15 protein-coding genes are annotated in these 13,258 nt (G+C 71.1%); 3 read left to right on the top strand and 12 right to left on the bottom strand.

What is annotated here, in order from left to right; all coding sequences use genetic code 11:
- The 6 genes from ACWD3D_RS22945 to ACWD3D_RS22920 form a co-directional block, all read right to left on the bottom strand.
- The coding region (locus ACWD3D_RS22945; RefSeq protein WP_451462696.1) for a P-type ATPase at positions 1–540 on the bottom strand (540 nt) is incomplete at its 3' end.
- A complete protein-coding gene (kdpA, locus tag ACWD3D_RS22940; RefSeq protein ID WP_451462695.1) occupies positions 537–2,201 on the bottom strand; it encodes a potassium-transporting ATPase subunit KdpA in 1,665 nt (554 codons plus the stop codon). The genes kdpA and ACWD3D_RS22945, both read right to left, overlap by 4 nt.
- A 6-nt stretch (positions 2,202–2,207) precedes the next feature.
- Positions 2,208–2,297 carry a K(+)-transporting ATPase subunit F gene (kdpF, locus tag ACWD3D_RS22935; RefSeq protein WP_078075662.1) on the bottom strand — a complete coding sequence of 30 codons (90 nt, stop codon included), beginning with the start codon at positions 2,295–2,297 and terminating at the stop codon, positions 2,208–2,210.
- Positions 2,298–2,678: 381 nt separating this feature from the next.
- The gene (locus ACWD3D_RS22930) at positions 2,679–3,449 is read right to left on the bottom strand and encodes a DUF3710 domain-containing protein (protein WP_328718944.1); all 771 of its coding nucleotides are present in this window, start codon (positions 3,447–3,449) and stop codon (positions 2,679–2,681) included.
- 1 nt (position 3,450) lies between these two features.
- On the bottom strand, positions 3,451–3,981 hold the full coding sequence (gene dut, locus ACWD3D_RS22925; protein ID WP_451462694.1) for a dUTP diphosphatase: 531 nt from the start codon (positions 3,979–3,981) through the stop codon (positions 3,451–3,453).
- A complete protein-coding gene (locus ACWD3D_RS22920; protein ID WP_451462693.1) occupies positions 3,978–4,562 on the bottom strand; it encodes a PaaI family thioesterase in 585 nt (194 codons plus the stop codon). Before ACWD3D_RS22920 ends, dut begins: the two co-directional genes overlap by 4 nt.
- 58 nt (positions 4,563–4,620) lie before the next feature.
- On the opposite strand from ACWD3D_RS22920, the gene ACWD3D_RS22915 reads away from it, so the two are divergent.
- A complete protein-coding gene (locus tag ACWD3D_RS22915) occupies positions 4,621–5,088 on the top strand; it encodes a DUF3093 domain-containing protein (RefSeq protein ID WP_451462692.1) in 468 nt (155 codons plus the stop codon).
- 100 nt (positions 5,089–5,188) lie between these two features.
- Here the strand turns inward: ACWD3D_RS22915 and ACWD3D_RS22910 are convergent, their stop codons facing one another.
- The 4 genes from ACWD3D_RS22910 to ACWD3D_RS22895 all read right to left on the bottom strand — a co-directional run bounded on the left by ACWD3D_RS22910 (position 5,189) and on the right by ACWD3D_RS22895 (position 8,776).
- Positions 5,189–6,157: a hypothetical protein gene (locus ACWD3D_RS22910; RefSeq protein ID WP_451462691.1), complete on the bottom strand. Its 969-nt coding sequence runs from the start codon at positions 6,155–6,157 to the stop codon at positions 5,189–5,191.
- Between the two features lie 12 nt (positions 6,158–6,169).
- Positions 6,170–6,466 (bottom strand): DUF4193 domain-containing protein, encoded by a 297-nt coding sequence (locus ACWD3D_RS22905; RefSeq protein ID WP_003965732.1) that lies wholly within the window; start codon positions 6,464–6,466, stop codon positions 6,170–6,172.
- Between the two features lie 406 nt (positions 6,467–6,872).
- On the bottom strand, positions 6,873–8,114 hold the full coding sequence (locus tag ACWD3D_RS22900; RefSeq protein ID WP_451462690.1) for a sensor histidine kinase: 1,242 nt from the start codon (positions 8,112–8,114) through the stop codon (positions 6,873–6,875).
- Between the two features lie 8 nt (positions 8,115–8,122).
- Positions 8,123–8,776: a response regulator transcription factor gene (locus ACWD3D_RS22895; RefSeq protein WP_450779201.1), complete on the bottom strand. Its 654-nt coding sequence runs from the start codon at positions 8,774–8,776 to the stop codon at positions 8,123–8,125.
- Between the two features lie 382 nt (positions 8,777–9,158).
- Here ACWD3D_RS22895 and ACWD3D_RS22890 point away from each other — a divergent pair, with 382 nt between their 5' ends.
- Positions 9,159–9,344 carry a hypothetical protein gene (locus ACWD3D_RS22890; RefSeq protein ID WP_451462689.1) on the top strand — a complete coding sequence of 62 codons (186 nt, stop codon included), beginning with the start codon at positions 9,159–9,161 and terminating at the stop codon, positions 9,342–9,344.
- A 226-nt stretch (positions 9,345–9,570) separates the two neighbouring features.
- Here the strand turns inward: ACWD3D_RS22890 and ACWD3D_RS22885 are convergent, their stop codons facing one another.
- A complete protein-coding gene (locus tag ACWD3D_RS22885) occupies positions 9,571–10,371 on the bottom strand; it encodes an inositol monophosphatase family protein (RefSeq protein WP_451462688.1) in 801 nt (266 codons plus the stop codon).
- A gap of 100 nt (positions 10,372–10,471) precedes the next feature.
- Complete coding sequence (locus ACWD3D_RS22880) at positions 10,472–11,599, bottom strand: ferrochelatase (protein ID WP_451462687.1); 1,128 nt, start codon at positions 11,597–11,599, stop codon at positions 10,472–10,474.
- Between the two features lie 289 nt (positions 11,600–11,888).
- On the opposite strand from ACWD3D_RS22880, the gene ACWD3D_RS22875 reads away from it, so the two are divergent.
- Positions 11,889–13,258: D-arabinono-1,4-lactone oxidase (locus ACWD3D_RS22875; protein WP_451462686.1), on the top strand; the 1,370-nt coding region annotated here is incomplete at its 3' end.

The raw sequence follows: 13,258 nt of genomic DNA, 5'->3' as shown, positions 1-13,258 counted from the left end.
CGTGATCGCGGACTCGTCGACCGACGCCACGCCCTCGACGACGTCACCGTCGCCGGGGATGACGTCCCCGGCCTCGCAGACGACCAGGTCGCCGATGCGCAGTTCGGTGCCGGGGACGCTCTCCTCGCGCGAGCCGTTCAGCCGGCGGGCGACCGTGTCGGTCTTGGCCTTGCGCAGGGTGTCGGCCTGCGCCTTGCCGCGGCCCTCGGCCACCGCCTCGGCCAGGTTGGCGAAGATCGTCGTCAGCCACAGCCAGAGGGCGATCGCCCAGCCGAACCAGTCGGTGGGGTCCGTGGCCGCGAGCACGGTCGTGAAGACCGAGCCGACCAGCACCACGAACATGACCGGGGACTTGACCATCACCCGGGGGTCGAGCTTGCGGACCGCCTCCGGGAAGGAGGTGAGCAGCTGCTTCGGGTCGAAGAATCCTCCGCCGACGCGGGCGGCGGCAGGTTTCGGGTCGGTCGGCCCGTCCCCGTGCGGTGCGGGCGGCTGGACGGGGGTGGACATGGTGTCCTCTTGCGTGGTTCGTGTGGTCATGACGCCAGCCCCTCGGCGAGCGGGCCCAGAGCGAGGGCGGGGAAGTAGGTCAGACCGGTGACGATCATGATGGCGCCGACCAGCAGCCCGCTGAAGAGCGGCTTGTGGGTGCTGAGGGTGCCGGTGGTCTCCGGTACGGGCTTCTGCTCGGCCAGCGAGCCGGCCAGGGCCAGCACGAAGACCATCGGGACGAACCGTCCGAGGAGCATCGCGAGCCCGATGGTGGTGTTGAACCACTGGGTGTCGGCGTTGAGCCCCGCGAAGGCGGAGCCGTTGTTGTTCGCGCCGGAGGTGTAGGCGTACAGGATCTCGGAGAAGCCGTGCGCACCCGTGTTGGTCATGGAGTTGCCCGGGGTGGGCAGCGCCATCGCCACGGCCGTGAAGCCGAGCACCAGGGCGGGGACGACCAGGATGTAGCAGGCCGCGAGCTTGATCTCGCGGGTGCCGATCTTCTTGCCCAGGTACTCCGGCGTGCGCCCGACCATCAGGCCGGCCAGGAAGACCGCGATGATCGCCATGATCAGCATGCCGTAGAGGCCTGAGCCGACCCCACCGGGCGCGATCTCGCCGAGCTGCATGCCCAGCATGGTGATGCCGCCGCCGAAGCCGGTGTACGAGGAGTGGAACGAGTCGACCGCACCGGTGGAGGTGAGCGTGGTGGTGACGGCGAAGATCGAGGACCCGGCGACGCCGAATCGATTCTCCTTGCCCTCCATCGCTCCGCCCGCGATATCGAACGCGGGGCCGTGGTGGGCGAACTCGGTCCACATCATCAGGGCGATGAAGCCGACCCAGATGACGGCCATCGTGCCGAGGATCGCGTAGCCCTGCTTGAGCGAGCCGACCATGCGGCCGAAGGTGCGGGTCAGCGCGAAGGGGATGACGAGGATCAGGAAGGCTTCGAAGAGGTTGGTGAAGCCGTCGGGGTTCTCGAAGGGGTGGGCGGAGTTGGCGTTGAAGTAGCCGCCGCCGTTGGTGCCCAGCTCCTTGATGACCTCCTGCGAGGCGACCGCGCCGCCGTTCCACTGCTGCGAGCCGCCCATGAACTGGCCGACCTCGTGGATGCCGGAGAAGTTCTGGATCGCGCCACAGGCGACCAGGATCAGCGCGCCGAGCACCGCGATGGGCAGCAGGATGCGGACCGTGCCGCGCACCAGGTCGGACCAGAAGTTGCCGAGCTCACCGGTGCGGGACCGGGCGAAGCCTCGTACGAGGGCGACCGCGACGGCCATGCCGACGGCGGCGGAGACGAAGTTCTGCACCGCGAGGCCGCCGGTCTGCACGACGTGGCCCATGGCCTGCTCGCCGTAGTACGACTGCCAGTTGGTGTTGGCGACGAAGGACGCCGCCGTGTTGAACGCCTGGTCCGGGTCGATCGAGACGAAGCCGAGGGAACCGGGCAGGCTGCCCTGCACCCGCTGGAGCAGGTAGAGGAAGAGCAGGCTCACCGCGGAGAAGGCGAGGACGCCGCGCAGATAGGCGGGCCAGCGCATCTGGGTGCCGGGGTCGGCGCCGATGGCCCGGTACATCCACTTCTCGACACGCAGATGCTTGTCGGAGGTGTAGACGCGTGCCATGTGGTCGCCGAGGGGACGGTAGGCCAGGCCCAGCGCGACGATCAGCGCGAGCACCTGGAGCACACCGGCGAAGAGGGGACTCATGTCGGGCTAGAACCTCTCCGGGTACAGAAGGGCGAGGACGAGGTAGCCCAGCAGGGCGACGGCCACGACGAGGCCGACGATGTTCTCGGCAGTCACAGCTTCGCCACCCCCCTGGCGATGAGGGCCACCAGCGCGAAGACCGCGATCGTGGTGACGACGAAGGCCACGTCGGCCATCGTGTGCTCCTAGATGAGGTTCGGTTTCTCGGACCCCCTGAGCAAACCTCCGGCCAGAGCCTTTCAGGCCACCGTTGATGTCTTCCATACGTGCGGGGGCGCTCCCTTGACGGCGCCCATACGGCGCCGATACGCGCCCCTGACGGCATCCGGCCGCCCCGCGGCGGACACGAGTAACCGCACGCCGAAAGGCATCTGCGGACGCGGGCCGGACGCCACACGAAAAGGCCGGTGGGCCGCACCCCGGTGAAGGGGGTACGGCCCACCGGCCTGAAGAATCCGCGCGTTCCGCGGACCGCTCTCAGCGGATCTCGCTGATCTCCGGTCCGCGCTGGAGCTGGCCCATGCCGCCGGAGAACTTGGAGCTCTCCTGGTCCTCCTGCTGGACGCCCTCGGGCACCATCTGGGCGTCGTTGGGGAGCTTGAGGACGATCGGGTCGCGGGGGGCCATCGGGCCCTCGCCGCGGACGACCACGGTGTCCCGGAAGATCTGCTCCAGGAGTCCTGCGGCCTGCGGCTGCACGGCACCCTGGCCCGAGATCACTCCGCGCAGGAACCACCGGGGTCCGTCGACGCCGACGAAGCGGACCAGCTGAACACCGTTCTTCCCGTCGGGAAGCTGTACGGGGACCTGGGCGCGCAGCTCCCAGCCGAGCGGGCCCTCGACCTCGTCGATGATCCCGCCCTGCTTGGTGATGCCCGAGGCGATCTCCTCGCGGACCTCGCCCCAGATGCCCTCCTTCTTGGGGGCGGCGAAGGCCTGCAGCTGGATCGCGCTGTCGCGCAGCACCACGGTGGCGGCGACGATCGCGTCCCCCGCCACCTCCACCCGGAGTTCCATGCCCTCGACTCCGGGCACGAAGACGCCGCCCAGGTCGACCCGGCCCTCGCCGGGCCTGGACACCTCGGAGACGTCCCAGGGTCCGTCCGGCCGAGGGGCCGGCGGAAGGTTCGTCCGACGGGCGCTCACCGCGTCGTCGGCGTCATCGAGCTCGTCGGCGACCTGCTCGGTCTCGCGCGCTTCGTCCACCGTGTCCTCGGCGGAACCACTCTTCTTGCGACGTCCGAACACGTCACTGTCCTTCCCGGTCGGATACGACCGAAGCGTAGTTGTTCCCACCCGGGGTTGTACCGCCCCCGACGCCGTCCACCGAGGCATGACCGCCGGTGGACCCGAATCCCCCCTCGGCCCGTGCCGAGCCGGGAAGTTCCGCGACCTCGTGGAAGCGCACCTTCTCGACCTGCTGGACGATCAATTGGGCAATCCGGTCGAATCGCTCGAACCGCACGGTCTCGCGCGGGTCGAGGTTGACGACGATCACCTTGATCTCCCCACGGTACCCGGCATCCACCGTCCCCGGGGCATTCACGAGGGCTACCCCGCAGCGGGCCGCGAGGCCGGAGCGGGGGTGCACGAACGCCGCGAAGCCGTCCGGCAGGGCGATCGACACGCCGGTGGGCAGTACGGCCCGCTCCCCCGGGGCGAGTTCCGCGGCCTCGGTGGTCACCAGGTCGGCACCGGCGTCGCCGGGGTGGCCGTACGCGGGAACCGGGACCTGCGGGTCCAGGCGCCGGAGAAGGACGTCGACGGGAGGACGGGTCACGGGTTCACCTCGAAGGCTCGGGCACGCTTGATCTGGTCGGGGTCGGCCATCGCCGCGCGGATCTCGTCGGGGCGGCCGTTGTCGATGAAGTGGTCGACCTTCACCTCGACGAAGAGAGCGTCGGCCCGGACCGCGACGGGGCCCTCGGGGCCGCCGATCCGGCCGATGGCGGTGGAGTAGATCTTCCTGCCGTGCACGGCGACGACCCGCGCCTGAAGGTGCAGCACGGTCCCGACCGGGACGGGCAGCGAGAAGTCGGTCTCCAGCCGCCCGGTCACCGCGATGACCCGCAGCAGCCAGCTCAGCGAGCCGATCGTCTCGTCCAGCGCCGTGGCGAGCACTCCGCCGTGCGCCAGACCGGGCGCGCCCTGGTGCTCGGCGCGCACGGTGAACTCGGCGGTCACGCTCACGCCCTCACCGGCCCGGGCAGCGAGGTGCAGACCGTGGGGCTGCTCGCCTCCGCAGCCGAAACAGTGTTCGTAGTGCGAGCCGAGTAGCTCACCGGGCGCGGGCGCCTCGGGGTGCCGCACGGGTGCCACCGCGTCGGCCGGGGGTGTCAGAGCTGCAGATGTTCCACTCACACGCGCAGACCTTACCCGCGAGCCCGACCGCGGGTCTCACCGTGCCAAGCTTGTTCCCATGCAGCCTTCCGTACCGCCCTTCGACGAACGCCTCACCGCACCCCGCACCTGGTGGCTCATCGCCTTCGGGGTGGGGGTGGCCTGCGCGCTGATGCTCCTGCCGCTCGGCGGCCTGTTCCTGCTCGCGGGGCTGGTCGGCGGTACGGCCGCGACGGCGGTCGTGGTCAGTTCGTACGGCTCCGTCCGCATCCGGGTGGTCGCGGACTCCCTGGTGGCGGGGGACGCGCGGATTCCGCTCTCGGCGCTCGGGGACGCCGAGGCGCTGGACGCGGAGGAGGCTCGGGCCTGGCGCACGTACAAGGCGGACGCGCGTGCCTTCATGCTGCTGCGCGGGTACATCCCGACGGCGGTGCGGGTGAAGGTGACCGACCCCGCGGACCCCACGCCCTACCTCTACCTCTCGACGCGCGAGCCGCAGGCGCTGATCGCCGCGCTCTCCACCGCGCCGGTGGCCGCACAGGACTGACCGCCTTCCCCGCCCGACGGCGGCCCGTCGGCACTGCCGCCCCTTGCTGCCCCCTGTGCGGCAGGGGGCGGGGGTGTGACGAGAGGGCTCGCGCGGCCCCTCAGCGGCCCTCTGCCTCCGGGGGGAGGACGGTGGGGTCGGCGGGCCGCTCCAGTGCCGGAAGTCCGGTGAGCCGGTCCCAGGCGACCTGCTGTTTCCGCAGGTCCTTCCTGATGTGTCCGGCCAGCTTGCGGGTGTCGCGGCGGTTCATCGCCGCGCCCACGGCGGCGCCGATCATCAGCGGGATGAGGTTGGGCAGATCGCGCGCCATGCGCTTCATGATCTGCTGGCGCAGCTCGCGTTTCATCTGGCCGCCCAGGGCCGCGTTGAGTGTGACGGGGCGGCTGACGTCGATGCCGCGCTCCTCCGTCCAGGACGTGAGGTAGGCGGTGGTGCGCTGGGTGAGGTTGCCCGGGGGGCGGTTGCCGTAGATCTCGTGGAGTTCGGCGACGAGCTTCAGCTCGATCGCGGCGACCCCGGTGATCTCCGCAGCCAGCTCGGCGAGCATGGCAGGGGGTACGGGGAGCATGGCCGCGGCCCCGATGCCGGCCCCCACGGCCGCGGTGGCCTTGCTCGCGCCCGCGACGAGGCGGTCCGCGATCTCCTCGGGACCGAGTCCCGGAAAGTGGCGGCGGAGGGTGGCCAGGTCGCGCACGGGGACGCGGGGAGCCGTGTCGATGATCCGGTCGGCCAGATGCCCGGCGACCGCCCTGACGCTCTCCCCGCCCTTGTGTACGCCCCGTTTGACCGCGTTCAGCGGCCCGGTCGGGGCCGCCTCGGGTGCCGGAGTCCCGTGGTCACCGGTTTCCCCGGCCTGTCCGGCCCCGTCCGGCAGGCCGGCCGCCGGGGCCACTTCGAGCGAGGCCGGGTGGCCCCGCTCGTCGTCGGTCGTGCCGGAGGGGTCGTGCGGGGCCTTGTGACGCCCGCCAGGGGCTTGCAAGCCCTCTGTCGGGCCCGTGTCGCCCCCATGCGCCTCCGGCCCTTCACTGCGCCGTGAGCGCCGCTTCCGGAACGGGTTGTCGCCTGTCACGGCGGGCCTGCCTCAGTCGCAGTCGCGGCAGATCGGCTGGCCGTTCTTCTCGCGAGCCAGCTGGCTGCGGTGGTGCACGAGGAAACAGCTCATGCAGGTGAACTCGTCGGCCTGCTTGGGCAGGACGCGAACGGCGAGTTCTTCGTTGGACAGGTCCGCGCCGGGCAGTTCAAGGCCCTCCGCGGCGTCGAACTCGTCCACGTCGACGGCGGACGCGGTCTTGTCGCTCCGCCGTGCCTTCAGCTCTTCCAGGCTGTCCTGATCGACGTCGTCGTCGGTCTTGCGTGGGGTGTCGTAATCCGTTGCCATGTCGCTCTCCCCCTCTTGGGTTTCTGCGGGTGTCTCAGCGCACGTAACGCGTGAGAGGCCGGACTTGTGCCCGACCTGAGGCGGAGATTTTGCCTCACATCAAGGTCTGTTACTCAATCGACACCCGAACCGGCCGCCACTGGGCGGCCGTCTTGGGTGGCGAAGGGGACCGTACACGGTCCGGATGCCCTGCTCCACGGGTGCCACCCCGTGTACTTCCCGTGATACCACCCCTCGAAAACCCGGGCGTTTCCCGGCTTTACGACCGAAGGAGGCTCACGGAGAGTAGACGCGTCCACTGTGACCCCTGTGATCGATCCCACAGGGACAAACCGGAGACGCAGTACGAAAATTCCGCTCAAAGCGAAAGCGATGGACCCTCCCCCCGCTCCCGCCGCGACGCCTTTCAGACGGGCAGAGTGACACGCATCACGAGACCGCCCCCTTCTCGGGGCTCCGCGATGATACGGCCTCCGTGGGCCCGCGCCACGGATCTCGCGATCGACAGGCCGAGTCCGACCCCCTTGTCGCTGCCCGTCCGCTCCGTGCGGAGCCTGCGGAAGGGCTCGAAGAGGTTGTCGATCTCGTACGCGGGAACCACCGGCCCCGTGTTCGAGACCACCAGCAGCGCCTGGCCGGGCCCGAAGTGGGTGGTGACCTCCACCCAGCCCGACTCCGGAACGTTGTAGCGCACGGCGTTCTGTACGAGGTTCAGGGCGATCCGCTCCAGCAGGACGCCGTTGCCCTGGACCACGGCGGGGGCTCGCTCGCCGCGGAGCTCCACGCCCTTCTGGGCGGCCTCCGCGCGCGCCTGGTCGATGGCACGCTCGGCGACCTCGGCCAGGTCGACCGGCTTCCGTTCGACGATCTGGTTCTCGCTCCTGGCGAGCAGCAGAAGCCCCTCCACCAGCTGCTCGCTCCGCTCGTTGGTGGCGAGCAGCGTCTTGCCCAGTTGCTGGAGCTCGGGCGGGGCCGCGGGGTCCGAGAGGTGGACCTCCAGCAGGGTGCGGTTGATCGCCAGCGGGGTGCGCAGTTCGTGCGAGGCGTTGCCGACGAACCGCTGCTGTGCGGTGAAGGCGCGCTCCAGGCGGTCCAGCATCTCGTCGAAGGTGTCCGAGAGCTCCTTGAGCTCGTCGTCCGGTCCGTCCAGCTCGATCCGGCGCGACAGGTCCGTCCCGGCCACCCTGCGGGCGGTACGGGTGATCTTGCCGAGTGGCGACAGGACGCGGCCCGCCATCGCGTAGCCGAAGGCGAACGCGATGATGGTGAGCCCGACGAGTGCCAGCAGGGCCCGGTTCAGCAGGCTGTCCAGCGCGTGCTGGCGCTGGGAGGCCGTGCAGGCCTTGATGGCGTCGTTGAGCTGGTCGTTGTTCTGCGAGGCCGCCAGCTGCGGGCACGTCGTGCTGGAGATCCGCACGTTGGTGCCGGACACCTGGAAGGCGGGGCCTCCGGCGTCGTGCAGGGCCTGCGCGGCCAGCATGTAGATGATCGCGAGCAGCAGGATGCCCGCGATCAGGAACATCCCGCCGTAGAGGAGCGTCAGCCGTATCCGGATGGTGGGACGCAGCCAGGGCGAGGTGAGGTCCTGCTGCTTGGGGTCCCAGGTGGGTTTCGGAGGCGCCGGCACCGGCGCCGAGGACGTGACCATCGACGCGCTCAGATCCGGTAACCGGAACCGGGGACGGTGACGATGACCGGGGGTTCACCGAGTTTGCGGCGCAGCGTCATGACGGTCACCCGCACGACGTTGGTGAAGGGGTCGGTGTTCTCGTCCCACGCCTTCTCCAGCAGCTGTTCGGCCGAGACCACAGCGCCCTCGCTGCGCATCAGGACCTCCAGCACGGCGAACTCCTTCGGGGCGAGCTGGATCTCCTGCTCGCCCCGGAAGACCTCGCGGCGGTTGGGGTCGAGCTTGATACCGGCCCGCTCCAGGACCGGCGGCAGCGCCACCGTCGTACGCCGGCCCAGCGCGCGGACCCGGGCGGTCAGCTCGCTGAAGGCGAAGGGCTTGGGGAGGTAGTCGTCGGCTCCCAGCTCCAGTCCTTCGACCCGGTCGGACACGTCCCCGGAGGCGGTGAGCATGAGCACGCGGGTGGGCATGCCCAGCTCGACGATCCGGCGGCAGACGTCGTCCCCGTGGACGAGCGGGAGGTCCCGGTCGAGCACCACGACGTCGTAGTCGTTGACCTCGACCCGTTCCAGGGCCGCCGCTCCGTCGTAGACCACGTCGACGGCCATCGCCTCGCGGCGGAGTCCGGTGGCCACCGCGTCGGCGAGCAGCTGCTCGTCCTCGACGACGAGTACGCGCACGGCACTGTCCCTTCTCTGATGGGGTCCTGGCGGACGTTGTGCACGTCCGCCAGGCAGCCCGACCGGCACCTTCCCGGGGCACGTCGGACCGACTGTTCGCGACCATCCTGCCCGCAACACGCATAAACCGGCGGTAAGGCGGTCGGCGGCGACCTGCGGGTTCGAAGGAAAACGAGGAAGGCGGCATATTCACGGGCGAGTTGAGGTTTCTCCCGCAGTCGGCCCGGGGAGGACGGATTTACACCCGCGATCACGCCACGTACGTGGCTCGCCACTGCCGTTCCTTTTTGCGGAGGAACCGCGTGACCGACGGCACTCGGGACCAGGCCCGAGACATCCCGGCACACCCCCGTGCCACCGACCCACGCCGAGGGGGCGCTTCATGGACGCTTTCACCGCAGGGCTGCTTCACCGCATCAGGACGACCGAGTCCGACCTCACCCGGGCCCGCGAGACGGGTGACGACTTCCTCGCGGACGTCGAGCAGAGCGAGCTGGACGATCTGCTGCGCCTCGCCGCCGAACACGGCGTCGAGACCGGCGTCGGGACCGGAGTCACCGCGGTCTGACCCGGGACCGACCCGCACGCCGCACCCACCGCACGTGCGCCACCCGCACCACCGAGCCCCACCCCACCACTGATCCCGAGCCGCACCACACCACCGAGCCGCACCACCGAGCCGCGGCGACACACCTCACCCGCACACGAAGAACGCCCGCCGGGACTCCCGAGGAGTCGTGGCGGGCGTTCTTCGCACGTCCGGAACGTGTCACGTGTCCGGGCAGGGGCCGACGTCAGTCGTGCCAGGCACCCAGCTTCTCCAGGATCTCCTGCAGGGGCCCGAAGACGCCCGGCGACGCGGCCACCGTCAGGTCCCCGTCCGCGGGCAGCCCCGGGCGTCCGCCGGTGAGCGCGCCCGCCTCACGGGCGATGAGGTCGCCGGCCGCCAGGTCCCAGGGGTGGAGTCCGCGCTCGTAGTAGCCGTCGAGCCGGCCGGCGGCCACGTCGCACAGGTCGATGGCGGCCGAGCCCCCGCGCCGGATGTCCCGCAGCCGGGGGATCAGCTGCTGGGCCACGTCGGCCTGGTGGGTGCGGACGGTGGCCACGTAGTTGAAACCGGTCGACACCAGCGCCTGGTCCAGCGGCGGGGCGGGGCGGACACGCAGGGCGGTGCCGTTCACGTACGCGCCGCCACCCAGCACCGCGTGGAAGGTCTCGCCACGCATCGGCGCCTCGACCACGCCCACGACCCGCTCCCCGTCGAGCTCGGCGGCGATCGAGACGGCCCAGGTCGGCAGGTTGTAGAGGTAGTTCACCGTCCCGTCCAGCGGGTCGACGACCCAGCGGACCCCGCTCGTGCCCTCGCGGCTCGCGCCCTCCTCACCGAGGAAGCCGTCCTGCGGGCGGTGCTCCAGGAGGTAGGCGGTGATCAGCTTCTCGGCGGCGATGTCCATCTCGGTGACGACGTCGATGGGGCTCGACTTGGTGGCGGCCACCCCCAGGTCGGCGGGACGGCCGTCGCGCAGCAGGGCACCGGCGCGGGCGGCGGCGGTCCGCGCGAGTTCGAGGAGTTCGGCGAGCAGGGGGTCGGTCACGGCGCTCCCAGGGAGTCGGGTACGGGCAGGTCGGGCGGGAACAGGTCGGGTCGGACGCGGGGCACCGTCGGCTGTGCCGGGCCGTACGGGGCCGTGCCTGTCAGGAGAACGGGCTGTCCGCGCCCGCGGCGGCCGGCTTGGGTGCCCTGGCCGGACAGCAGCCGACCGGGCAGAGGTCGTGCGAGGGGCCGAGAGCGCCGAGCGCGCAGCGGTCCACGGGGTATCCCTGCTCGGTGGCGGCGCGCTCCAGCACGAGGTCGCGTACGGCCGCGGCGAAACGCGGGTCGGCCCCGACGGTGGCGGACCGGCGCACGGGCAGCCCGAGCTCGGCGGCCTTGGCGGTGGCCTCGGTGTCGAGGTCGTAGAGGACCTCCATGTGGTCGGAGACGAACCCGATGGGAGCCATCACGACCGCCGGGACGCCGTCGCCGTGCAGCGTCTCCAGGTGGTCGCAGATGTCGGGTTCCAGCCACGGGATGTGCGGGGCGCCACTGCGGGACTGGTAGACCAGCTGCCAGGGGTACTCGACGCCGGTCTCCTCGCGCACCGCTTCGACGATCACCCGGGCGACGTCGAGGTGCTCGGCGACGTAGGCGCCGCCGTCGCCGTGGGCCTCGGTGGGCCCTGAGGTGTCGGCCGCCGACACGGGGATCGAGTGCGTGCAGAAGGCCAGGTGGGCTCCCGCGCGCTCCTCCTCGCCGAGGCCGGCGAGCGAGGCGAGCACTCCGTCGACCATGGGTGCCACGAAGCCGGGGTGGTTGAAGTAGTGGCGCAGCTTGTCCACGCGCGGCACCGTCAGGCCTTCGGCCCGCAGGGTCTCCAGCGCGTCGGCGAGGTTCTCGCGGTACTGCCGGCAGCCCGAGTAGGAGGCGTAGGCGCTGGTCGCGAGGGTCAGAATCCGGCGGTGGCCCGCCTCGGTCATCTCGCGCAGGGTGTCGGTCAGGTACGGGGCCCAGTTGCGGTTGCCCCAGTACACCGGGAGGTCCAGCCCGTGGCCGGCGAAGTCCGCGCGCAGGGCCTCCAGGAGGTCCCGGTTCTGGCCGTTGATCGGACTGATGCCGTCGAAGAGGAAGTAGTGCCGGCCGACTTCCTTCAGCCGCTCTTCGGGGATGCCCCGGCCGTGGGTGACGTTCCGGAGGAACGGAACCACGTCGTCCGGGCCTTCGGGGCCACCGAAGGAGAGGAGCAGCAGGGCGTCGTAGGGAGCGGGGTCGCGCAGATCGGGCATGGCTCCGATCCTGCCACCCGGCGACGGGAGCATCGCCACCGACATCCGTCCCGCCCGCCGGGGCGGGTCGCGCGGGCGGTGTCACGGCCGGGCGGGGAGTGCGCGGCGGCCATGAGTATGATCCCCCTCCAACTGGCCGGGAACCTGCCGTTCCTGGCCGTGGCGCTCTTCCGTGACGCGTCCGGCGCGGGGCGGGGTACGCCGTGGTGGGAGCGCTCGCGGCCGTCGCGGCGTACCCGGGGGTATCGGCGGCCGGCGAGGCCGGCGCAGACGGGAAAGCGTGGGGAAGATGACCAGCACCGACGCAAGGACGGCGGGCGCGTGGCGCAACTGGGCGGGGAACGTCACCGCCCGGCCGGTACGAGAGGTCTCGCCCGCCTCCGTGGACGAACTCGCCGACGCGGTCCGCCGGGCCGCCGAGGACGGACTGCGGGTGAAGCCGGTCGGCACGGGTCACTCGTTCACGGCGGCGGCGGCCACCGACGGGGTACTCGTCCGTCCCGACCTGCTCACCGGCATCCGCCGCGTCGACCGCGAGGCGATGACGGTCACCGTGGAGGCGGGAACGCCGCTCAAGAGACTCAACGCCGCCCTCGCCCGGGAGGGCCTCTCGCTCACCAACATGGGCGACATCATGGAGCAGACCGTCGCCGGGGCCACCTCCACCGGTACCCACGGCACCGGCCGCGACTCGGCGTCCATAGCCGCGCAGATCCGGGCCCTGGAGCTGGTCACGGCGGACGGTACGGTGCTGCGGTGCTCCGAGCGGGAGAACCCGGAGGTCTTCGCGGTCGCGCGGATCGGGCTCGGCGCGCTGGGCGTGATCACCGCGATCACCTTCGCGGTGGAACCGGTCTTCCTGCTGACCGCCCGCGAGGAGCCGATGACCTTCGACGCGGTGACCTCCGGCTTCGACGAGCTGGTCGCCGAGAACGAGCACTTCGAGTTCTACTGGTTCCCGCACACCGGCAACTGCAACACCAAGCGCAACAACCGCAGCGCCGGCCCCTCCGCCCCGCCCGGCCGGATCAGCGGCTGGATCGAGGACGAACTCCTCTCCAACGGGATCTTCCAGGTGGCCTGTTCGGTGGGCCGCGCCTTCCCCGCGGTGATCCCCTCGATCGCGCGGGTCTCCAGCCGGGCCCTGTCGGCCCGCACGTACACGGACATCCCCTACAAGGTGTTCACCAGCCCGCGCCGGGTGCGCTTCGTGGAAATGGAGTACGCCCTTCCGCGCGAGGCGGCCGTGGCCGCGCTGCGGGAGCTCAAGGCGATGGTGGACGCCTCGCCGCTGCGGATCAGCTTCCCGGTCGAGGTCCGCACCGCCCCCGCCGACGACATCGCCCTGTCCACCGCATCCGGCCGCGAGAGCGCCTACATCGCCGTCCATCTCTACCGGGGCACTCCGCACCAGGCGTACTTCACGGCGGTCGAGCGGATCATGACGGCGCACGGCGGACGTCCGCACTGGGGAAAGGTGCACACCCGGGACGCCGGCTATCTCGCGGAGGTCTACCCGCGGTTCGGCGAGTTCACGGCGGTACGCGACCGGCTGGACCCGGACCGGCTCTTCGGCAACGACTATCTGCGGCGGGTACTGGGCCTCGGCGGGCGTCTGGAACAGCGGGCCGACGTCCACGTCGAAGCCCAGGTCGGCGA

It is taken from the genome of Streptomyces sp. NPDC002690, from assembly GCF_053592415.1.
The sequence above is the reverse complement of the archived record's forward strand: the minus strand, read 5'-3'. Positions and strand labels throughout refer to the sequence as shown.

Excerpts from the sequence above, each read along its gene's own strand:
- ACWD3D_RS22890 (WP_451462689.1), top strand. The coding sequence starts at position 9,159 with ATGGACGCTTTCACCGCAGGGCTGCTTCACCGCATCAGGACGACCGAG.
- ACWD3D_RS22880 (WP_451462687.1), bottom strand. The coding sequence starts at position 11,599 with ATGCCCGATCTGCGCGACCCCGCTCCCTACGACGCCCTGCTGCTCCTC.
- kdpA (WP_451462695.1), bottom strand. The coding sequence starts at position 2,201 with ATGAGTCCCCTCTTCGCCGGTGTGCTCCAGGTGCTCGCGCTGATCGTC.
- ACWD3D_RS22900 (WP_451462690.1), bottom strand. The coding sequence starts at position 8,114 with ATGGTCACGTCCTCGGCGCCGGTGCCGGCGCCTCCGAAACCCACCTGG.
- ACWD3D_RS22905 (WP_003965732.1), bottom strand. The coding sequence starts at position 6,466 with ATGGCAACGGATTACGACACCCCACGCAAGACCGACGACGACGTCGAT.
- ACWD3D_RS22915 (WP_451462692.1), top strand. The coding sequence starts at position 4,621 with ATGCAGCCTTCCGTACCGCCCTTCGACGAACGCCTCACCGCACCCCGC.